The organism is Neptuniibacter sp. CAU 1671 (genome assembly GCF_029222905.1).
GTDB lineage: Bacteria > Pseudomonadota > Gammaproteobacteria > Pseudomonadales > Balneatricaceae > Neptuniibacter.
Map to the genome: position 1 here is coordinate 355107 of NZ_JARHUE010000003.1, position 21633 is coordinate 376739.

A 21633-nucleotide genomic window follows, 5' to 3' on the forward strand; every position below is an offset into this window, starting at 1 on the left:
CTTTATGTCCTGGAATGAGCCGGGAGGCAATGGCAATAATCAGGATCCCTGGGGTGGTAATAATAACCGCGGTGGTCGTAATGGTGGTGATCAAGGGCCACCTGATCTGGACGAGGCGCTGCGTAAATTGCAGGACAAGCTGAACAGTTTGTTCGGGGGTGGCAAGAAAGGTCGCTCCGGTGGCAATGGTAGTGGTAAAGGCGGTGGCCGCATGGTGGTGGTTGTTGCTGTTGCTGCGGTACTGATCTGGATGGGCATGGGTGTATATACCCTTGACCAGCAGGAGCGTGGTGTGGTGCTGCGTCTGGGTAAGTACCATGAGACCGTAGGTCCGGGTCTGCAATGGAATCCGCCATTGATTGATATTGTGACCCCAATCAACGTGACCCGGGTCAGAACCCGAGATCATCGTGCTTTGATGCTGACCAAAGATGAAAATATTGTTGATGTCGAAATGACAGTACAGTACGTCATCTCTGATACCGAAGCCTTTGTTCTGCGTGTGAGAGATCCGGAAGCCAGTCTGTCGCATGCGGCTGAATCTGCCCTGCGCCATGTGGTGGGTTCAACTGACATGCACTCCATCCTGACCCAGGGGCGTGATGCGCTCTCTATTCAGGTGCAGGAGCGGCTGCAGCAGTACATGAACGAATACAACACCGGTCTGCAGATCTCCAAGGTCAATATCAAAGAAGCTAAAGCGCCTAATCAGGTACAGAACGCATTTGATGACGTGATCAAGGCGCGTGAGGATGAGCAGCGGGTTAAGAACGAAGCGGAATCCTATGCCAACGGTATTATTCCGGAAGCCCGTGGTCGTGCCCAGCGTATGCTGGAAGAGGCCAGTGCCTATCGTGAAGAGGTGATTGCGCGTGCTCAGGGTGATGCGCAGCGCTTCACAGCGTTGCTGACGGAGTACAGCAAAGCGCCAGACGTTACGCGTGAGCGTCTCTATCTGGACACTATGGAAAAAGTTTTGTCTGAAAATCCGAAAATTCTGATCGATGTGGAAGGTGGTAACAACATGATGTATCTGCCGCTGGATAAATTGCTGCAGAATCGAAGTGCGGCTGCGGTGGTTCAGGATCCGCTGCGGTTGGACAGCGACAGTTTGCGTGAGCTGACTGAGCAGGTAACGGAGCAGATTCGTCAGCGTCAGGCTACCAGAAGGGAGGGCCGTTAAGATGCAGTCCAAGTCCTTGTTTGGTTTGATTCTGATTGGTGCGCTGGTGTTGCTGGCGCAAAGTACCCTGTACATTGTGAAAGAGACAGAACGTGCCGTGCTGTTGAAGTTCGGTGAGGTCTACAATGCGGATGTTCAGCCGGGTATTCATTTTAAGATACCTATCGTCAACAAAGTGCGGATTTTTGACTCACGTATCCTGACTCTGGATGCCCGTCCGCAGGCCTATCTGACGCTGGAGAAAAAGCGTCTGATTGTGGACTCCTTTGTGAAGTGGCGGGTGGGTAACGTAGAAAAATTCTACACCGCAACTTCAGGTGATGAGTTCAAGGCGGCTCAGCTGCTGTCTGACCGTGTGGATACGGGGCTGAGGAATCAGTTCGGTGAGCGTACCGTGACAGAAGTTGTTTCCGGTGAACGTGAAGAGCTGATGTCTGAACTCACCAGTAACCTGAGTAAAATTGCCCTGACCGAGCTGGGTATCGAAGTTGTGGATGTGCGTGTAAAACGTATCGATCTGCCGCCAGAGGTATCTGACTCCGTGTATCAGCGTATGCGTACCGAGCGTGAGCGTGAAGCGCGAGAACTACGCTCTCGTGGTAAAGAGCTGGCCGAAGGTATTCGGGCTGATGCAGATCGTCAGAAGACTGTCATTGAAGCACAGGCTTACCGTGAGTCACAGGAGATTCGAGGTGAAGGTGATGCGGGTGCAGCAAAAATATACGCTGATGCCTATTCTGCTGACCCTGAATTTTACTCCTTCTACCGCAGTCTGCAGGCCTATCGTGAGTCTTTCGGTCAAAACGGTGACGTGTTGCTGCTGAAGCCGGACAGTGACTTCTTTAAGTACCTGGACAAATCTTCAGTGCAATAATGTTTTTGCTGGAAAAAAACACGTAATCGGGGGCGATTTTCCTCGATTACGTGGTAGAATACGGAAACCGGGTTCAGCCCGGTTTTTTTGTGGCAGTGTGGTATTTGGAATAACGACATGTCCACAACACTTTTACATGAACTGGCAATTGGCTTTTGCTTGATGCTGATTCTGGAGGGGATTATTCCCTTCCTCTACCCGCAGCGCTGGCGCAATCTGGTGCAGCAGCTGGCTCTGGTGGATGACCGCACGTTGCGATTCATCGGTTTGGCCAGCATGTTGGCGGGTCTGGGTTTGTTATATCTGGTGAATTGATGGCAGTGTTTTCTCCTGCCAATTAGAAACGACGGAGTATTTGCATGGCACTGGCCGATCGTTGGCTGCTTCCTGAAGGCATCAAAGAGTTGTTGCCACCCAAAGCTTATGGGGTGGAGTTGTTGCGTCGGCGGTTGCTGGATCTGCATGTAAGCTGGGGTTATGAGTTTGTCATGCCGCCGTTGGTTGAGCATCTGGATTCTCTGTTGACCGGCGTAGGTCGGGATCTTGATCTGAATACGATCAAAGTAACGGACCAGTTGAGTGGTCACAGTCTCGGTGTGCGGGCGGACATCACGCCTCAGGTGGCGCGTATTGACGCTCATCGGTTGCGTCAGGAAGGTGTTACCCGTCTTTGTTACTGCGGTACTGTAGTCCATGCGCGTCCTGCGCAACCGCTGGCCTCCCGTAACCCATTGCAATTAGGTGCTGAGCTGTATGGTCATGCAGGCATCGAAAGTGATGTCGAGATTATCGATCTGATGATGCAGACCCTGCAGGCAGCCGGTGTTCAGCGTGAGTTGACGCTGGATCTTGGCCATGTGGGTGTATTTCGAGGCCTGATGCGCTGGACCGGTTTAACGGCTGAGCAACAGGACGGTTATCTGGATATTCTGCGTCGTAAAGCTCTGCCTGAGCTGGCGTCGTTCGTTGCTGATCTGAAGCTTGATACGAACCAGTCTGATGCGCTGATGGTCTTGCCAGGACTGCATGGCGGAGTTGATGTGCTGAGCCGTGCGAAAACTGAATTTGCTGCCGCGCCTGCTGAAGTAATCGAAGCGATCGAATATCTGCAACAGTTGGCTGAACGTATTTCACTGCGCGATGGCGGCCTGGATCTGTATTTTGATCTCAGTGAGCTACGTGGTTACAACTATCATACTGGCGTTGTGTTTGCGGCATATACCCCTGAGTTTGGTCAGTCGATTGCCAGTGGTGGCCGATATGATCACATCGGCGAAGATTTTGGCCGAGCCAGACCGGCGACCGGTTTCAGTGCAGATCTGAGTACGCTGGCTGAATTATCGAATCAATCCTTTGCTCAGGCGCGCCGGGTGCAGGCGCCTGCAGTGGAAGATGCTGCGCTGCTGCAGCAGGTTGCTACTCTGCGTGAGCAGGGGGCGACAGTGGTCTTTGCGTTGCCGGGTATCGACTCGTCAACGCCCTGTACAGCAAAACTGGTACAGCAAGAGGGTCAATGGCAAGTCATTGACCTGTAATCCCGATTTAATTTTGATCAAGTTCAAGTAGGCAACAATGGGCAAAAACGTAGTTGTTCTGGGTACCCAGTGGGGTGACGAAGGTAAGGGCAAGATCGTTGATCTGCTGACAGACCAGGCTGCAGCTGTGGCGCGCTTTCAGGGCGGTCATAATGCAGGTCATACGCTGGTTATTGAAGGTAAGAAAACCGTTCTGCATCTGATTCCATCCGGTATTCTGCGTGAAAACGTGGTTTGCATGATCGGTAACGGTGTAGTGTTGTCACCGGATGCGTTGCTGAAAGAGATCAAGGGTCTGGAAGAGGCAGGTGTGCCGGTGCGTGAGCGTTTGCGCCTGAGTCCTGCCTGTCCGTTGATTCTGTCGTATCACGTAGCACTGGATCAGGCGCGTGAACTGGCGCGTGGCAATGCCAAGATCGGTACTACCGGCCGTGGCATCGGTCCTGCCTATGAAGACAAAGTGGCTCGCCGTGGCCTGCGTCTGGGTGATCTGCTGGAGCCTGAGCGTTTTGCGGTCAAACTGAAAGAAGTTCTGGAATACCACAACTTCCAGCTGCAGCATTACTACAAGGTTGATCCGGTTGACTATCAGACCGTGCTGGATGAAGCACTGGCGATGGGCGAGCAGCTGGCACCGATGGTGGCGGATGTAACCGCGATGCTGCATGACCTTCGCAAGCGTGGTGAAAACATCATGTTCGAAGGTGCGCAGGGGTCTTTGCTGGATATCGACCACGGCACTTACCCGTATGTAACATCCTCCAACACCACGGCAGGTGGTACATCCACTGGCAGTGGTTTTGGTCCGCTGTATCTGGATTACATTCTGGGTATCACCAAAGCATACACAACCCGTGTAGGCGGCGGTCCGTTCCCAACTGAGCTGCACTGTGATATCGGTGCACGTCTGGCTGAGCGTGGTCATGAATTTGGTTCGACCACCGGTCGTGCACGTCGCTGCGGCTGGTTTGATGCGGTTGCGCTGCGTCATGCAATTCAGATCAACTCAGTGTCCGGTCTGTGTCTGACCAAGCTGGATGTATTGGATGGCATGGAGCAGATCAATATCTGCGTGGGTTACAAAGATGCTCAGGGCAACGTTGTTACTTCATTAAGCGGCAGCGAAGATTATGAAGCGGTTCAGCCTGTATACGAGACAATGTCTGGATGGCAGGAATCAACCGTAGGCGCTAAATCGCTGGATGAATTGCCTGCAGCCGCGGTGAATTATATCAAGCGTCTGGAAGAGCTGGTTGAAGCGCCAGTGGATATTATTTCTACTGGCCCTGACCGTGTAGAGACAATCGTGCTGCGCAACCCTTACGGTGAGTAAGGGTTCTTGAAACGAAAAAAACCGCGATTATGTCGCGGTTTTTTTATGCCTGAATGGATTGGGTTATTTCAGAGATTCAGTCAGGCAGGGCTTGAGGTGTTGCAGCAGTGCTTTGAACATTTTAGGGTTCGCAGCAACCAGATGTCCGGTATCGCGGAACTGATTGTTCCCTGAAAAATCACCGACTAGGCCGCCTGCTTCCTGAACCAGTAGAATGCCAGCTTCCATTTCCCACTGATTCAGACCGATCTGGTAAAAGCCATCAATACGACCTGCTGCGGTGTAGGCCAAATTCAGGGCTGGGGAGCCGCCGTTATAGATTGTACCGCCAGCCAGAGTCATGGCACGGAAGATATCTAGGTAGGCATCCAGGTGATTTTTGTCGCTGGTGCGGTTGAAGAAGCCGGTGCCAATCAGGGACTGCTCAATGGTTTTATGACTGCTGACGCGCAGACGTTTGCCGTTCAGCTGAGCGCCCTTGCCGCGACTGGTTGTGAACTCTTCGCCGGTAATCGGATTCAGGATAAGGGCGTGTTCAATCTTGTTTTTCTGCTGTCCGGCCATGCTGATGGCGAAAACCGGCAGGCCATTGGAAAAATTCGAAATACTGTCGATTGGGTTGATGTACCAGGTGAACTCCGTGGTTTCTGCCTGAGCAGGGTGCTCGCCGGTATATTCACCAACCACCCGATGTTGTGGATAAGCTTTCTGTATTGTGTGAACAATGCTCAGTTCAGCTTTTTTGCAGGTATCACTGAGTAACTTGGTTACTTCGGCTGCGTCCGTTTTGATCAGGTCGAGCCGCTCAACGGCGCGTACGATTTGTTCGCCGGCGACGCGAGCTGCGCGCAGAGCGATATTTACCATGGGTTGCATCAGTAGGAAACCTGCAAAAATTCAATTTAATCGGCGCATTATACCCGAGGTTTCAGAGTGGCTGAACTGCTGAATCCAGATCTGTTAGAATACTTGCCCTTCCGATAGTCAGGTGTCCAATGTCAAACAATATCCGCATCGTGCTGGTTAATACGACACACCCCGGAAATATTGGGGCTGTGGCCAGGGCCATGAAAAATATGAAGCTGACAGAATTGCATCTGGTGGCGCCGAAATTCTTTCCGCATGAAGATGCAGTTGCCCGCTCATCGGGCGCAACCGATCTGCTCGACAATGCTGTTGTACATGAAGCGCTGGCTGATGCGCTGGCTGATTGTCAGTTGGTGGTCGGAACCAGTGCGCGTGGCCGGCATATTCCATGGCCGCTGGTTAATCCGCGCGAATTGGCCGGTATTGTCCAGACGGCACCCGATAGTACGCGTGTTGCCATTGTCTTTGGTCGGGAGGATCGGGGGTTGACCAATGATGAACTGCAGTTGTGTCATCAGCATGTTCATATTCCCGCTAATCCCGACTTCTGCTCTCTGAATGTTGCAGCGGCAGTTCAGGTTATTTGTTACGAGTTGCGTATGGCGGCTCTCTATGCCGAGCAGGCTCAGGCAGATCAGCCGCAGTGGGGTACGCCGTGGGATATTGAGCTGGCAGATCATGGTGAGCTTGAGCGTATGTTTGCTCATCTGGAAGAAACGCTTGTCGAGATTGCCTTTCTTGATCCTGATAATCCCCGTCAGTTAATGCCGCGTCTGCGACGCCTGCTGCTCAGGGCGGTACCGGATAAAGTCGAGGTAAATGTACTGCGGGGCATTCTGAAGGCGGTACAGAAACGCATCGACAGTTAGTTGCATGGGGATTTGGGTTTATTCATGGTAAACTGCCGCCCCTGAAAAATCATGCAGCCGCGTTAATTCCGACAATTTTACTTGGTTATAAAGTTGACTCTTTTTGTCGGGTATTGCATAATGCTCCCCATGGTAAACAAGCATTTTGGGTGAAGAATTATGCGACTGACCACTAAGGGACGATACGCTGTGACGGCGATGCTCGATCTGGCGCTGCATGAGGGCAATGGACCGATCAGTCTTGCTGATATTTCCGAAAGACAGGGGATTTCGCTGTCTTACCTGGAACAACTTTTCGCAAAGTTACGGCGTAATGACCTGGTGCGCAGTGTGCGTGGACCTGGTGGCGGTTATCAGCTGAATCGCAAGCGTTCCGCAATCAATGTAGCGGAAGTGATTGATGCGGTAAATGAGTCTGTTGATGCGACCGGCTGTCGCAATCAGGCTGATTGCCAGGGCGGTGAAATTTGCCTGACACACCATCTCTGGTGTGATCTGAGTGAACAGATTCATCGTTTCCTGAGTGGTATTTCACTGCAGGAGCTGGTTGCCCGTCGTGACGTGCAGGAAATTTCAAACCGTCAGGATCGTATCCATATGGAGCAGATATTAGTCTCTAGTTCGGATGATCGTGTCGGCCGTGAAGAAGCAGTAGTGTGAGCAAGGCTCGGAGAAGAGAATGAAAACACCTATTTATCTGGATTACTCTGCAACGACCCCGGTTGATCCGCGGGTTGCTGAGAAAATGATGGCCTGCCTTACTCAGGACGGAAATTTTGGTAATCCTGCCTCCCGTTCTCACCTGTTCGGCTGGAAAGCTGAAGAGGCAGTTGAAACAGCGCGCCGTCAGGTGGCTGATCTGATCAATGCTGATCCTCGTGAGATCGTCTGGACTTCAGGTGCAACTGAGTCTGATAACCTTGCCATTAAAGGTGCTGCTACTTTTTATCAGCGCAAAGGCAAGCATATCATCACCTCCAAAATTGAGCATAAGGCGGTACTGGATACCTGCCGTCAGCTGGAGCGTGAGGGTTTTGAAGTGACCTATCTGAATCCGGGTCAGGATGGCATTATCGAGCCACAGGCCGTTGCAGAAGCGATCCGTGAAGACACGATTCTTGTTTCACTGATGCATGTGAATAATGAGATCGGCACCATTACCGATATTGCTGCGATTGGTGAACTGACCCGTTCTAAAGGCATTATTTTTCACGTGGACGGTGCCCAGAGCCTGGGCAAAATTGAGATCGATATGGACGCCATGAAAGTCGATCTGATGTCTTTCTCTGCGCACAAAATTTATGGCCCTAAAGGCATTGGCGCTCTGTATGTTCGCCGTAAACCGCGTGTGCGTCTGGAAGCGCAGATGCATGGTGGTGGTCATGAACGTGGTATGCGTTCCGGTACGTTGCCGACCCATCAGATCGTGGGTATGGGTGAAGCCTGTCGAATCGCCAAAGAAGAGATGGCGGATGAGGCTAAACGTCTGGCTACATTGCGTGATCGTATGATGTCTGGCCTGAATGATATTGAAGAAGTGTACGTGAATGGTTCTGCCACTCAGCGTGTGCCGGGTAACCTGAACGTAAGCTTTGCGTTTGTGGAAGGTGAGTCCCTGCTGATGTCGCTGAAGGATCTGGCGGTTTCTTCAGGCTCGGCCTGTACCTCTGCCAGCCTGGAGCCGTCCTATGTTCTGCGTGCACTGGGGTTGAGTGATGAGCTGGCGCACAGTTCCATTCGATTCTCTTTTGGTCGTTTCACGACCGAAGAGGAAGTGGATTATGCGGTCAAACAGATTCATCACGCGGTTATGAAATTACGTGAGCTATCACCTCTGTGGGATATGTTCAAAGACGGTGTTGACCTTGCCAAAGTAGAGTGGGTCCACCACTGATTGCCACAGAGTTTGAGAGGAGTGTGTCATGGCTTATAGCGAACAGGTAATTGATCATTACGAAAATCCACGTAACGTCGGCAAAATGGACGATAAAGATGCGTCTGTTGGTACCGGCATGGTGGGTGCGCCTGCCTGTGGTGACGTAATGCGTCTGCAGATTAAGGTTAATGAAGCAGGCATTATTGAAGATGCCAAGTTTAAAACCTACGGCTGTGGTTCTGCGATAGCTTCTAGCTCGCTGGTAACTGAGTGGGTCAAAGGTATGTCACTGGATCAGGCGGCAGAGTTGAAGAATACGACGATTGCTGAAGAACTGGCGCTCCCGCCGGTAAAAATTCACTGTTCTGTATTGGCAGAGGATGCAATCAAGGCTGCTATTGCTGATTACAAGCAGAAGCAGTCCAAATAATTTATTGGCCTTATAAACTGGGGATTGTGCAACATGGCAATTACCATGACTGATGCTGCGGCTAATCACGTAGCACGTTATCTGGAAAAGCGCGGACACGGCGAAGGTATTCGTTTGGGTGTCCGCACATCAGGCTGCTCTGGAATGGCCTATGTGCTCGAATTTGTTGACGAAGTTCAAACTGAAGATCAGGTTTTCAATGTTCAGCAGGACTTGAAAATCATTATTGATCCGAAAAGTCTGCTGTACCTGGATGGTACAGAACTGGATTTTGTGAAAGAGGGTTTGAACGAAGGCTTCAAGTTCAACAATCCGAATGTCTCGAGTGAGTGCGGTTGCGGCGAAAGCTTCAATGTCTGATTGTGCCGGGCAGGTCTGATGGATATCAAAAAAAATTATTTTGAGTTTATCGGTCTGCCGGTGTCTTACCACATCGATCTAAACCGTTTATCAGAACAGGCGCGGGAGCTGCAGAAAACGCTGCACCCTGATCGTTATGCGCATCTGTCTGATCAAGAGCAGCGTCGTGCTGTTCAGTATATGGCTCACCTTAATGAAGGTGTAGCCACCCTGAAGTCTCCTCTGCGTAGGGCGCAATACTTGCTGGCGCTGCAGGGTATCGATACTCACAATGAGTCCTCAACACCCATTGATCCGATGTTTCTGATGCAGCAGATGGAGTTGCGTGAACAGCTTGAGTCTGTTGTTGATGCAGCAGATCCCTATGCTGAACTTGACGCGTTGACCGCGGCGGTTGAATCCGAGTTGCAGGCGTTGCGTGCTGATTTTGCGCAGCAGTTTGAAACTGAACAACTGGATCAGGCCACGTCCACGGTGCGTAAAATGCAATTTATTGAAAAGCTGGCCAGTGAGATAGAACGTCTCGAAGACCGGCTGGATGATTAATCTGAATTATGGCGCTGTTACAGATTGCTGAACCGGGGCAGAGTGAAGCTCCGCACCAACACAAACTCGCGGTAGGTATCGATCTGGGTACCACCAACTCTCTGGTGGCATCGGTGCGCAGTGGTGACCCGGTTACCCTGCCAGACCTGAACGATCATCACCTTCTGCCTTCCGTTGTCCGTTACATGCCTTGTGGTAATCACCAGGTGGGATATGAGGCAATGCAGCATGCTTCCGAGGATCCGTTCAACACCATTATTTCCGTAAAACGACTTATGGGGCGTGGAGTTGCTGATCTCAAGTCTCTGAGTGAAGAGGGCTCCTACCGATTTAGTGGTGATGCAGATGGGATGCCTTTTATTGAAACTGCGGCGGGTCAGAAGAGTCCGGTGCAGGTCTCTGCAGATATTCTTTCCACTCTGGCGCAGCGTGCAGAAGCTGCCCTGGGTGGTGAATTGACCGGTGCAGTTATTACCGTACCTGCCTATTTTGATGATGCGCAGCGTCAGGCAACCAAGGATGCTGCACGGCTGGCGGGTTTAAAGGTGCTGCGTCTGCTGAATGAGCCAACTGCCGCGGCTGTTGCTTATGGACTGGATCAGGGCGCCGAAGGTGTTATTGCTGTTTATGACCTGGGTGGCGGCACGTTTGATATTTCTATCCTGCGGTTGCATAAGGGCGTTTTTGAAGTGCTTGCAACCGGCGGTGACAGTGCGCTGGGTGGTGACGATCTGGATTATGCGCTTGGGCAGTGGCTGGTTGAACAGCTTGAATTAAAAGATCTGAGCGCATCGACTGCCCGCATTCTGACTGAGCAGGCGAAATATGCCAAAGAGTGTCTGAGCAGTTTGTCAGAGGTTGAACTTGATTTTAGCGTTGGTGAACAGCGCTGCCAGCTGAGTGTTACCCGTGAGCAGTTCGACCAACTGATTGAGCCACTGGTGCGCAGAACATTGCGCGCCTGTAAACGTACCCTTAAAGATGCGGGTGTTACCGCCGAGGAAGTGGCCGAAGTAGTCATGGTAGGTGGTTCCACCCGTGTACCGCTGGTTCGCGCAGAAGTCGAAAAACTGTTTGCACGTCAGCCGCATGTGGATATCGATCCGGATAAAGTGGTCGCCATCGGCGCTGCTTTGCAGGCGGATGTACTTGCCGGTAATAAACCGGACAGTGAGATGTTGTTGCTGGATGTCATTCCGCTGTCGCTTGGTCTTGAAACCATGGGTGGTCTGGTGGAAAAGGTTATCCACCGTAATACGCCTATCCCGGTGGCCAAGGCGCAGGAATTTACCACCTACCAGGATGGCCAGACAGCCATGATGATCCATGTGCTGCAAGGCGAGCGTGAACTGGTGGATGACTGCCGTTCTCTGGCGCGTTTTGTGTTACGTGGAATTCCTCCAATGAATGCCGGCGCGGCTAAAATTCGAGTCACTTTCCAGGTAGACGCCGACGGTTTATTGGGTGTCACCGCCAAAGAACTGGTATCGGGCGTTGAAAGTTCGGTCCAGATAAAACCGTCCTACGGGCTGGATGATAATCAAATCGCCACCATGCTGCAGCAGTCCTACGTCAATGCTCAGCACGACAAAGAAGCACGCGCGCTGCGTGAACAGCAGGTTGAAGCGGATCGTTTGCTGACATCACTGACCGACGCCCTGAATGTGGATGGTGCTTTGCTGTCGGTGGAAGAGCGTCAGGTATTGCAAGCGGAAATGGATAAACTGGACCAGCTGATGCAAAGTGCTGACAGTGTGGCGATTGAGGCAGGTATTCAGGCGCTGGCGCGTGCGTCTGATGAGTTTGCCGGACGCCGAATGGATCAAAGTATACAAAAGGCATTGCGCGGTCATACCGTGGATGAAATTGAGGGGAATCAGTAATGCCACAGATCATCTTTTTACCTAACGAAGAACTCTGTCCGGAAGGTAAGGTCATTGAAGTGGATGCAGGTATCACTGTGTGTGATGCGGCATTGGCGAATGGTATAGATATTGAACATGCCTGTGAAAAATCCTGCGCATGCACGACCTGTCATGTCATTGTGCGGGAAGGGTTTGATTCCCTTGAGCCATCTGATGAGCTGGAAGACGATATGCTGGATAAAGCCTGGGGGCTGGAGCCGGAGTCACGCCTGAGCTGTCAGGCGGTCGTTGCTGATACAGATCTGGTGGTGGAGATTCCGAAATATACCATTAACCAGGTTTCTGAACGTCACTGAGGGGCTATTTATGTCGCTTAAATGGGTCGATGTTTACGATATTGCAATTGAACTGTGCGATAAGTTTCCGGATCAGGATCCGATGCAGGTCAGTTTTCCTGATCTTTATAGCATGGTGATGGACCTCGAAGAGTTTGACGATGATCCCGCTCGCTGCGGCGAAAAGATTCTGGAAGGGATCCAGATGGCCTGGATTGAAGAGCGCGAATAACCGTTTTTCTGAAGCAGGGTGGTCATAAAACACCCTCTGTTTTCTGTGCTCGCACTAACGTATAATCCGCCCCGCATTGAGGTGGTATCCAAAAACATACAGCAGACACCTTTAAAGGTGTTTGTCTGTTTTTAGATACCTCTTTTTTATATTTTTTAGGGAGCTAAACGCATGGCTACTGAACGTACTCTGTCTATTATCAAACCGGATGCTGTTGCTAAAAACGTGATCGGTGAAATCGTAACTCGTTTTGAAAAAGCCGGTCTGAAAATCGTTTCTATGGAGATGAAACAGCTGAGCCAGGCTGAAGCTGAAGGCTTCTACGCTGAACACAAAGAGCGTCCATTCTTTGGTGATCTGGTTTCTTTCATGACTTCAGGCCCTGTGGTTGTTCAGGTGCTGGAAGGTGACAATGCCATCGCTCTGAACCGTGAACTGATGGGTGCAACCAACCCTAAAGAAGCGGCTGAAGGCACTATCCGTCGTGATTTCGCTGAGTCTATCGATGCCAATGCGGTACACGGCTCTGACTCTGCAGCGTCTGCTGAGCGCGAAATCGCTTACTTCTTCGGCAAGTAATTGCTGCCGCCAACGCCTGTGCCCTAGTATTAGGTACAGGCGTTTTGCGTTTTAGGCGCTGTAACTGAGAATTTCGTTATGACTGAAGCACAATCCAAAGTTAATTTGCTGGGGATGACACCCGTAAAGCTGGAAGCCTTTTTCGAGGAAATTGGTGAAAAGCGCTTTCGTGCGGTGCAGGTGCTGAAGTGGATTCACCAGTTGGGCGCCACTGATTTTGAACAGATGACCAATATCAGCAAATCGTTGCGCGAGAAGTTGAGCGAAATTGCTGAGATTCGTGAACCCGAGGTGTTGCTGGAAAAAACGTCTAAGGACGGTACCCAGAAATGGGTGATCCGAACTGAGGGTGGCTCCAGTGTAGAAGCGGTTCTGATCCCTGAAGGTGAACGTAAAACCCTGTGTGTCTCTTCTCAGGTTGGCTGTTCACTGGATTGCAGCTTCTGCTCTACCGGTAAGCAGGGTTTTAACAGCAACCTGACCACGGCTGAAATCATCGGCCAGTTGCGTATTGCGATTCGGGCCAGCGGTAAATTTGATACCACTGCGCAACGTGCAGTTACCAACGTAGTGTTGATGGGCATGGGTGAGCCACTCATGAACTTCGATAACGTGGTAGATGCTGTCCAGTTGATGATGGAAGACAATGCCTACGGCCTGTCGAAACGTCGTGTGACCCTTTCTACCGCCGGTGTGGTGCCTGCCATTGATAAACTGCGTGAAGTGACCGACGTTTCTCTGGCGGTTTCGCTGCACGCCCCTAACGACGCTTTACGTGACGAGTTGGTGCCAATAAACCGCCGTTATCCAATCAAAGAGCTGGTCGCGGCCTGTAACCGTTATCTGGCTAACCTGAATGATAAACGTGTCATTACGGTCGAATACACACTGATCGCTGGTGTGAATGATAAACCTGAACATGCCCGTGAGCTGGTTAAAGTATTGCGCCAGATGCCATCCAAGCTAAATTTGATCCCCTTTAACCCATTTCCCAATTCTGGCTATGAACGGCCGCAAGAAGACGCTATTCTCGCTTTCAAAGAGATTGTGGTGCGTGGCGGGATTGTGACAACCGTGCGTCGCACCCGGGGCGATGAAATTGATGCAGCCTGTGGCCAGTTGGTCGGTCAGGTGGCGGATCGTACCCGGCGCAGTCAAAAATATATTCCTGTGGTTCAGGACGCCGGCCGTGGGGATTCAGACCGGCTGCAATAGGAGACACGTTGTGAGAGGGATTTGTCAGTTTGTCGTTGGGGTTTGTTTTGTTTTGCTGGTCGGCTGCGGTACTCAGCAACAAAAGCCTGGAGTCAGTGATACCTCAACCTATGAAGTCTATTCTCGTCTGGGTTTTGAATACCTGCAGGAAGGCGATACCGGCAATGCAAAACAATCCTTCCAGCGTGCCATAGATATGAACAGCGGCTATGCCGAGGCGCACAATGGCCTGGCACTGGTATTTCAGTTAGAAGGTGATACCGCTCTGGCTGAAAGTTACTACCGTAAAGCCACCAAACTCGCGCCTGACTCTGCCATGATGCACAACAACTTCGGTGCGTTCCTGTTTGCCAACGGGCGTTACGAAGAAGCCTGTCAGGAGCTGGCAAGAGCCACTGAAGATCCATTCTATAATCGCCGTTCACAGGCGTTTGAAAACCTGGGACGCTGTTATCGTCTGCTTAACCGTGATGATGTCGCCAAGCATGCGTTTCAGCGTTCTTTGCAGGTGACGCCCAATCGTCCTGTCTCTCTTGTTGAGCTGACTGACCTGTTGGTAGATGAGAGCCAGCCCATTGAAGCCAGTAAATATTTCGATCGCTTCCTGGAACTGGTTGAAAAGCGTCAGGTGGAACACTATGCAAAAAGTCTTTGGGTAGGTATCAGGCTGGAGCGGTTGCGCGGCAATACGAGCCGGGCGGCCACCTATGCTTTGATTCTCAAAAATCTCTATCCCGATTCTGAAGAATATCAACAATATAAGGAGTCTTCCCGTTGAGCAGTGAAGAACAAGCGGGACAGGACCTGTCGGCTACAGCCTGTTGGGGTGAAACACTGAAAACTACGCGTGAAGCGCGTGAATGGCCCCAGTCGCATGTGGCTGCCCAATTGAATCTGCCTGTCGGATATATCAACGCACTGGAAAGTAGTTCAGTGGTCGGCTTGCCGAGCATTGTGTTTGCGCGTGGCTATGTACGTGCCTATGCACGTTTGTTGAAGCTGGATGATAACGCCATCGTCAGTGAGTTTGATCGGTCTTTCCCGGGGAATGTCGGGACTCAGGCGGGTCAGCTCAAGTCAGTCTCCCGTATTCGCCAACAGGCGAACGTCAATGACCCGCTGATGAAGTTGGTCACCTGGATGTTTGTGCTGGGTATCATCGTTCTGACGTTCTGGTGGTGGCAGACTCAGTCCGGCTCTTCCATGTCTGACCCTGCTGTGGTGGAGCCAGCGCCGATCCCGTCTTCCGATACTGATACACCTGTAGTGAATGATGACGGCACATTGGCGCTGCCAAAAATAGACGAGCAGGACGTAACAACGGACGCGCAGGTTGAAACAGAAACACCCATGGCTGCATCCGAACCGGAGCCAGTCTATCTGACTGAAGAAGAACTAACTTCACTTCAGGGTGAGCTTGATCAGTCACCAGTGGCAGAGCAAGTAGAGGACTCTGCGCCAGAATCAGTCGCTGATAGCGAGGGTGCAACTGCGCCACTCGCCGCTGACACTGGCTTGGCGATTGAATTTACGGGCGATTGCTGGGTCTCCATTCGGGATGCTGTTACTGGCAAAGGGCTGGTTGCGGATATTCGTCGCAAAGGCCAGATTCTTAGTCTGAATCATGATGCACCAGTGAAAATCATTTTGGGTGCTGCGGATGCAGTGGGTCGTCTGAGTTTCAATGGCGAGGTGATTGATCTTGCACCCTACAACAGCAGCAACGTTGTTCGGTTGACCCTGCCTCTGGCGCAATAATTTAAGAAGTACAAGGTAAGACACTTGGCCAAAATACAAGCCATTCGTGGCATGAATGACATTCTGCCTGCCGAGACACCGGTCTGGCAGTATCTGGAACAGACAGTACAGAACGTGCTTTCAGCTTATGGTTATTCTGAAATCAGAATGCCGGTGGTTGAGCAAACGAGTCTTTTTAAGCGCTCCATCGGTGAAGTCACCGATATTGTTGAAAAAGAGATGTACACCTTTGAAGACCGCAATGGTGAAAGCCTGACGCTCCGGCCTGAAGGTACAGCTGGCTGCGTGCGGGCTGCAGAGGAGCATGGTCTGCTGTTTAACCAGATGCAGCGTCTGTGGTATCGCGGACCCATGTTTCGTTATGAAAAGCCGCAGAAAGGGCGCTACCGCCAGTTCCATCAGATCGGCGTTGAAACGTTCGGCATGGGTGGGGCAGATATCGATGCTGAAGTAATTTTACTCAGTGCGCGCCTTTGGAAGCAGCTGGGTTTGCTCGATGCGGTGACGCTGCAATTAAACTCCCTTGGCAGCAATGAAGCCCGGGCTGCCTATAAAGGTGCGCTTGTTGCGTATCTGTCTGGATACACTGATCAGCTTGATAAAGACAGTCAGCGTCGTCTGGCGTCCAATCCCTTGCGTATCCTCGACAGTAAGGATGAAAAAACGCAGTCTATTCTGGCTGACGCGCCGGTGTTGAGTGATTACCTGGATGAAGAGTCCAAAACACATTTTTCAGAATTGACAGCGATTCTGGATCGGGCGGGCGTTAAGTATGAGATCAACCCCCGTTTGGTTCGCGGTCTCGATTACTACTGCAAAACCGTTTTTGAGTGGGTCACTGATAAGTTGGGCGCTCAGGGCACCGTCTGTGCCGGTGGGCGTTATGATGGTCTGGTAAAACAGCTGGGTGGTAAACCAACGCCAGCCGTAGGGTTTGCCATGGGGGTCGAGCGTTTGGTGTTGCTGCTTGAAACACTGGGTTCGGTGCCTGAACAGGTGCGTCAGCCGTTTGATCTTTATCTGGCCGCTGAGAACAAAGGTTTGCAAGATGAAATCATGCTGCTGGCTGAGGAACTTCGCTCAACCATTGCCGGTCTGCGTATCCGGGTTCATTGCGGTGGACTGAAAAATATCAGTCAGAAAGCACAGCAGACTGGTGCGCCTTTGGTGGTCTTGCTAAAAGGCTCGGCAGACGAAGGATTATCGGCTACTCTGTGGCATCAAAGTGAACCGGTCTTTGATATTGCTCGGAATCTGCTGCCGGCTAAGATTGCTGATGCTTATCAACAGAACGTATAAAACGACAGAATAACAGAACAGGTAAGAGGGAAACGGGGTGGCTGAATTACGCACCGAAGAAGAACAGGTTCAGGCACTGAAACAGTGGTGGAAAGAGAACGGTAAATCGCTTTTGTTGACCATCGCGGTGGCTTTGGCGATTGTTGCGGGTTGGCAGGGCTGGCAAAAACAGCGCGCTGCAACTGCAGAAGCGGCTTCGATCACTTATCAAAATATGATGGATGCGGTCGCCGGCGCTCTGGGACCCCAGCAGGATCAGGCAAAACTGGCAACAGCACGTCATCTGGCCGGTGAGCTTGTTGCCGAATTTGATGGCACAGTGTATTCACACTATGCCGGGTTGGTGTTGGCACGCTTGGCTGTGGAGCAGAATGACCTTGAGCAGGCGGTGACGCAGTTAAATTGGGTACTTGATCAGAACCCGGCAGCGCCTGTGCGGACGCAGGCTGTGATCGGCAAAGCACGTATACTGGCCGGACAAAATGAGTCACAAGCTGCCCTTGATCTGTTAGGCAGCGTTGAAAATGCTGAGCTCTTTGCCGCTGAGCGATATGAGCTGCAGGGCGACATTCACCTGAAAATGGGTGATAAAGCGGCCGCAAAAGCTGATTATGAAGCCGCCTATGCACTTGCACCGGATGGCTTGCTGGAAGTGAAGATCAACGATCTGGCGAGTGAGGGCAGCTAAATGAAACGTCTACAGCTGCTCTTTATCGGGGTTTTGATGCTGCCTCTCGTTGGCTGTGGTTTCTGGGGTGGCGATGATGATGCGATCAAGCCGTCACCGTTGGTCGATTTTGAACCGCAGAAGCAGGTCAAAGTCCTCTGGTCGGCGAATGTCGGTGAGGGCCTTGGCAGTAAATATCAGCAGTTGCAGCCGGTTATTGATACGGATGCGGTTTATGCCACCGATATTGAAGGTAACGTATTCGCCTACAAACGGGCTGACGGCTCGCTGATCTGGAAGCAGTCGCTGAATCAGACCATTATCGGTGGTGTGGGTGCGGGTTTTGGGCGTGTAGCAGTATCCGCAGAAAACGGGGAAGTGATTGTCCTGAATGCGGCTGATGGTGCTGAGCTGTGGCGAGCCATGCTGAATACCGAGTCGGTGATGCCGGCTCAATTTAATCAGGACCTGGTTGTGTTTCAGCTAATCACCGGTACTCTGGTTGCCTTTGATGCGGCATCAGGTAAACGGCTCTGGACCTATGATACACAGATTCCCGGATTGACCCTGCGTGGTACCAGTGCGCCGATTGTCGCTGCTGATGTGACGTTTGCCGGTTTTGCTAACGGTAAATTCATCGCCATCGATAATAAGAAAGGTGTTCAGCTTTGGGAGGTCCGGGTCGCACTGCCGCAAGGCCGTTCCGAACTGGATCGCATGGTTGATATCGATGGCCGTCCGTTGCTGGTTGATAAAACCCTCTATGTAAACAGTTACCAGGGCCGCCTGGTGGCAGTTAACCCGTTTCGTGCGGAAACCCTCTGGGCTAAAGAGATTTCCAGTTACCGGTCAATGACCACCGGTTTTGGTAACATTTATGTCAGTGAGTCTGATGATGCCGTTCAGGCATTTGATCTCAACAGTAGTGCAAGTGTCTGGCAGCAATCACAGTTGCTGAACCGCCAAATTACCGGACCGGCTGCGTTGGGTAATACCATTGCTGTAGGTGACAGTGAAGGTTATCTGCACTTCATGTCTCAGGTGGATGGTAGTTTTGTTGCCCGCTACAGGGTTGATTCCTACGGTCTGAGTGCTGACCCTGTTGCCCGTGATGATGTGTTATACCAGCTGAGTGATAATGGTCGCCTTGTGGCCCTGACTCTGGAATAATTCGCACCTAATTAATCCGGGCGGCTATCCGTGCTGACGGATAGCCGCCGTTTTTGTTTTTAGCCCTGCTCAGGCAGGAATGGATCGTTCATGCTCCCGGTAATTGCTCTTGTGGGTCGCCCTAATGTGGGTAAATCGACTCTGTTTAATCAACTAACCCGATCACGTGATGCGTTGGTCGCGGATCTGCCAGGCTTAACCCGGGATCGTAAGTACGGTGAAGGCAAGCTGGATGAGCAGGGTTTTATCGTTATTGATACCGGGGGTATCTCCGGGGACGAGCAGGGCATCGATTTTGAAATGGCTAAGCAGTCACTGCAGGCTGTGGATGAGGCTGATGTTGTGCTGTTCCTGGTTGATGGCAGATCGGGTCTTAATCCGGGTGATGAGCTTATCGCGAATCATTTACGCAGGCAGGAAAAACCTTGTTATCTGGTCGTAAATAAAACCGATGGTATTAATCCTGACGTTGCCGTAAGTGATTTTTATTCGCTTGGTATCGGTGAGCCATTACCAATTGCCGCTTCGCACGGGCGTGGGGTTAATTTGCTGCTCGAGCATGTGCTGTCTGAGTTGCCGGATTTTGATGAGCTTGATGCCGAGCGCCTGCGAGAGATTGAGCGGGGCACTAAGATTGCAATTGTCGGCCGTCCGAATGTTGGCAAGTCGACGCTGGTTAACCGTCTTCTCGGTGAAGAGCGTGTTGTCGTTTTTGACCAGGCGGGTACTACACGCGACAGTGTTTATATTCCCTATGAACGCGAAGAAAAACGCTACACGCTGATTGATACAGCCGGTGTGCGACGCCGCAAGAACATTAAAGAAGCAGTCGAAAAATTCTCCATCGTGAAAACCCTGCAGGCTGTTCGTGATGCCAATGTGGTTGTGGTGGTGATTGATGCACGCGAAGGTGTAACTGAGCAGGATATGCATATGCTCAGTTTTGTTATCGATACTGGTCGGTCACTGGTGATTGCGCTCAATAAATGGGATGGCATGAACGGTGAAGAAAAGGACCGTGTCAAAGAGCAGATTCAGCGCAAGCTGGCATTTGCTGACTTTGCCCGCTTCCATTTTATTTCTGCCTTACATGGCAGTGGTGTGGGCAATATGTATGACTCGGTGGATGAAGCCTACACCTGTGCAATGGAAAAATGGCCGACCAACAAGCTTACCCGCTTGCTGGAAGATATCGTGGCGGAGCACCAGCCGCCGATGGTCAACGGCAGACGTATCAAGTTGCGATATGCTCACCAAGGTGGATCAAACCCGCCGATCATCGTGATTCATGGTAACCAGACCGCGGCATTACCTGCGTCGTATAAGCGTTACCTGGAAAATAAATTCACTAAAGTGCTGGGTATCAAAGGCACGCCTATTCGCTTTGAATTTAAGTCCAGTGAGAACCCGTTTGAAGGCAAGAAAAATGAGCTGACCGGACGACAGCTGGCGAAGAAACAGCGTTTCAAAGAACATGTCCGGACATTGAAAAAACAAGAGCGTAAAAAAGCGACTAAGAAACGATAATGCAGTTGCAGACAGACTGGCCAATCGGCGTATTTGATTCCGGAGTAGGAGGATTAACGGTCCTCAATGCTCTGCGTGAAAAACTACCCAACGAAAATCTGCTCTACCTGGGTGATACAGCCCGGGTTCCTTATGGCACTAAAAGCAGCCTGTCGGTGACCCGCTATGCTGAACAAGCGGCTGCCTGTCTTATTCGGCAGCAGATAAAAATGCTGGTCGTTGCCTGTAACACTGCATCGGCTGTAGCGATTGAGCCTCTCAGAGCCATCTACCCACATCTGCCAATCGTCGGTGTTGTTGAGCCTGGCGCGGAAGCCAGCTGCGAGGCAACACGCAACGGTCATATAGGTGTTATTGCAACTGAGAGTACAGTCAATAACGCGGCTTACCAAACAGCAATCCTCAAACAAAATCCGGATGCATCAGTTGTTGCTCAGCCGTGTTCGTTGTTTGTCGCGCTGGCCGAAGAGGGTTGGCATGACGGACCGCTGGTTGATCAAATTGTCGCGCGTTGTCTCGAGCCGTTCAGCATGGAGCACAGTCAGATTGATACGCTGGTACTGGGATGTACGCATTTTCCAGCGCTGCGTCAAAGCATAGCCCGAGTGATGGGTGATGCAGTCAGCCTGGTTGACTCTGCACAAACGACCGCGGTTTATGTGTCCGATCTATTGCAAAAAACAAATCTGATGAACCAATCGGGTTGTGGTGCTGAAGTGAATTTCATGGTCACGGATGGGCCTGAACGTTTTGTGCGCGTAGCCAGTCATTTCTTCTCGGAAAAAATTGACCCTGCCCGTGTTCAGGTGGTGGATATACAGCATATTCATATACCTGAAACAGAGTCATAAAAATCGTTGACAGAAAGGGGCGGTACTGTAGAATGCCCCGCCAGTTCAGGGTTAAAGATTTCGTTTCAGCCCCGCTTTAAAAGCACTGAAATAATTCTTAAAAAAGCTGTTGACCCTTTGCGATTAGGCCGTATAATACGCGCCTCGCTTGGACGGAAGTTCAAGCCCGCTCTTTAACAACTTGATCAGATAATTCGTGTGGGCGCTTGTTGGGATAGTGCAAAGCATTATCAAGACAAGCAACCAAGTGAATTCATTTAAG

General features: G+C 51.3%; 24 protein-coding genes. 23 read left to right on the top strand and 1 reads right to left on the bottom strand.

What is annotated here, in order from left to right:
* Positions 1–4 precede the first annotated feature (4 nt).
* The 5 genes from hflK (at position 5) to P2G53_RS07665 (ending at position 4925) form a co-directional block, all read left to right on the top strand.
* Positions 5–1183, top strand: coding sequence for an FtsH protease activity modulator HflK (gene hflK, locus P2G53_RS07645; protein ID WP_275815846.1), 1179 nt, complete (start codon positions 5–7; stop codon positions 1181–1183).
* A gap of 1 nt (position 1184) precedes the next feature.
* A complete protein-coding gene (gene hflC, locus P2G53_RS07650) occupies positions 1185–2057 on the top strand; it encodes a protease modulator HflC (RefSeq protein ID WP_275815848.1) in 873 nt (290 codons plus the stop codon).
* A gap of 117 nt (positions 2058–2174) precedes the next feature.
* Complete coding sequence (locus tag P2G53_RS07655) at positions 2175–2372, top strand: DUF2065 domain-containing protein (protein ID WP_275815850.1); 198 nt, start codon at positions 2175–2177, stop codon at positions 2370–2372.
* 44 nt (positions 2373–2416) lie between these two features.
* Positions 2417–3592 (top strand): ATP phosphoribosyltransferase regulatory subunit, encoded by a 1176-nt coding sequence (locus P2G53_RS07660; RefSeq protein WP_275815852.1) that lies wholly within the window; start codon positions 2417–2419, stop codon positions 3590–3592.
* 37 nt (positions 3593–3629) lie between these two features.
* Entirely contained in the window at positions 3630–4925 is a 1296-nt protein-coding gene (locus P2G53_RS07665; RefSeq protein WP_275815854.1) for an adenylosuccinate synthase, read from the top strand.
* Positions 4926–4988: 63 nt separating this feature from the next.
* Here P2G53_RS07665 and P2G53_RS07670 read toward each other — a convergent pair whose 3' ends face one another.
* Positions 4989–5801, bottom strand: a complete 813-nt coding sequence (locus P2G53_RS07670) for an inositol monophosphatase family protein (RefSeq protein WP_275815856.1) — start codon at positions 5799–5801, stop codon at positions 4989–4991.
* Between the two features lie 119 nt (positions 5802–5920).
* Between P2G53_RS07670 and P2G53_RS07675 the strand changes: the two genes are divergently transcribed.
* From P2G53_RS07675 to murI, 18 genes are all read left to right on the top strand, one after another.
* On the top strand, positions 5921–6661 hold the full coding sequence (locus P2G53_RS07675; protein WP_275815858.1) for an RNA methyltransferase: 741 nt from the start codon (positions 5921–5923) through the stop codon (positions 6659–6661).
* 159 nt (positions 6662–6820) lie between these two features.
* Entirely contained in the window at positions 6821–7321 is a 501-nt protein-coding gene (gene iscR / locus P2G53_RS07680) for a Fe-S cluster assembly transcriptional regulator IscR (protein ID WP_275815860.1), read from the top strand.
* Positions 7322–7340: 19 nt separating this feature from the next.
* The gene (locus P2G53_RS07685) at positions 7341–8555 is read left to right on the top strand and encodes an IscS subfamily cysteine desulfurase (RefSeq protein WP_275815862.1); all 1215 of its coding nucleotides are present in this window, start codon (positions 7341–7343) and stop codon (positions 8553–8555) included.
* Positions 8556–8583: 28 nt separating this feature from the next.
* Positions 8584–8967 carry a Fe-S cluster assembly scaffold IscU gene (gene iscU, locus P2G53_RS07690; RefSeq protein ID WP_275815864.1) on the top strand — a complete coding sequence of 128 codons (384 nt, stop codon included), beginning with the start codon at positions 8584–8586 and terminating at the stop codon, positions 8965–8967.
* A 33-nt stretch (positions 8968–9000) separates the two neighbouring features.
* A complete protein-coding gene (gene iscA / locus P2G53_RS07695; RefSeq protein WP_275815866.1) occupies positions 9001–9327 on the top strand; it encodes an iron-sulfur cluster assembly protein IscA in 327 nt (108 codons plus the stop codon).
* A gap of 18 nt (positions 9328–9345) precedes the next feature.
* A complete protein-coding gene (gene hscB, locus P2G53_RS07700; RefSeq protein ID WP_275815868.1) occupies positions 9346–9873 on the top strand; it encodes a Fe-S protein assembly co-chaperone HscB in 528 nt (175 codons plus the stop codon).
* An 8-nt stretch (positions 9874–9881) separates the two neighbouring features.
* Positions 9882–11756, top strand: coding sequence for a Fe-S protein assembly chaperone HscA (hscA, locus tag P2G53_RS07705; protein ID WP_275815870.1), 1875 nt, complete (start codon positions 9882–9884; stop codon positions 11754–11756).
* Positions 11756–12094 (top strand): ISC system 2Fe-2S type ferredoxin, encoded by a 339-nt coding sequence (gene fdx, locus P2G53_RS07710; protein ID WP_275815871.1) that lies wholly within the window; start codon positions 11756–11758, stop codon positions 12092–12094. Before hscA ends, fdx begins: the two co-directional genes overlap by 1 nt.
* A gap of 10 nt (positions 12095–12104) precedes the next feature.
* Entirely contained in the window at positions 12105–12305 is a 201-nt protein-coding gene (gene iscX / locus P2G53_RS07715) for a Fe-S cluster assembly protein IscX (RefSeq protein WP_275815873.1), read from the top strand.
* A 171-nt stretch (positions 12306–12476) separates the two neighbouring features.
* Positions 12477–12884, top strand: a complete 408-nt coding sequence (gene ndk / locus P2G53_RS07720) for a nucleoside-diphosphate kinase (protein ID WP_275815875.1) — start codon at positions 12477–12479, stop codon at positions 12882–12884.
* A gap of 78 nt (positions 12885–12962) precedes the next feature.
* Complete coding sequence (rlmN, locus tag P2G53_RS07725; RefSeq protein WP_275815877.1) at positions 12963–14099, top strand: 23S rRNA (adenine(2503)-C(2))-methyltransferase RlmN; 1137 nt, start codon at positions 12963–12965, stop codon at positions 14097–14099.
* 10 nt (positions 14100–14109) lie between these two features.
* Positions 14110–14877 carry a type IV pilus biogenesis/stability protein PilW gene (pilW, locus tag P2G53_RS07730; RefSeq protein ID WP_275815879.1) on the top strand — a complete coding sequence of 256 codons (768 nt, stop codon included), beginning with the start codon at positions 14110–14112 and terminating at the stop codon, positions 14875–14877.
* Complete coding sequence (locus tag P2G53_RS07735; protein ID WP_275815881.1) at positions 14874–15857, top strand: RodZ domain-containing protein; 984 nt, start codon at positions 14874–14876, stop codon at positions 15855–15857. Before pilW ends, P2G53_RS07735 begins: the two co-directional genes overlap by 4 nt.
* A gap of 24 nt (positions 15858–15881) precedes the next feature.
* Positions 15882–17156 (top strand): histidine--tRNA ligase, encoded by a 1275-nt coding sequence (gene hisS, locus P2G53_RS07740; protein ID WP_275815883.1) that lies wholly within the window; start codon positions 15882–15884, stop codon positions 17154–17156.
* Positions 17157–17193: 37 nt separating this feature from the next.
* A complete protein-coding gene (locus P2G53_RS07745; protein WP_275815885.1) occupies positions 17194–17844 on the top strand; it encodes a tetratricopeptide repeat protein in 651 nt (216 codons plus the stop codon).
* A complete protein-coding gene (bamB, locus tag P2G53_RS07750; RefSeq protein ID WP_275815886.1) occupies positions 17845–18993 on the top strand; it encodes an outer membrane protein assembly factor BamB in 1149 nt (382 codons plus the stop codon).
* A 90-nt stretch (positions 18994–19083) separates the two neighbouring features.
* Positions 19084–20520 carry a ribosome biogenesis GTPase Der gene (gene der / locus P2G53_RS07755; RefSeq protein WP_275815888.1) on the top strand — a complete coding sequence of 479 codons (1437 nt, stop codon included), beginning with the start codon at positions 19084–19086 and terminating at the stop codon, positions 20518–20520.
* Positions 20520–21371, top strand: coding sequence for a glutamate racemase (murI, locus tag P2G53_RS07760; protein WP_275815890.1), 852 nt, complete (start codon positions 20520–20522; stop codon positions 21369–21371). Before der ends, murI begins: the two co-directional genes overlap by 1 nt.
* The last annotated feature ends 262 nt before the right edge of the window (positions 21372–21633 follow it).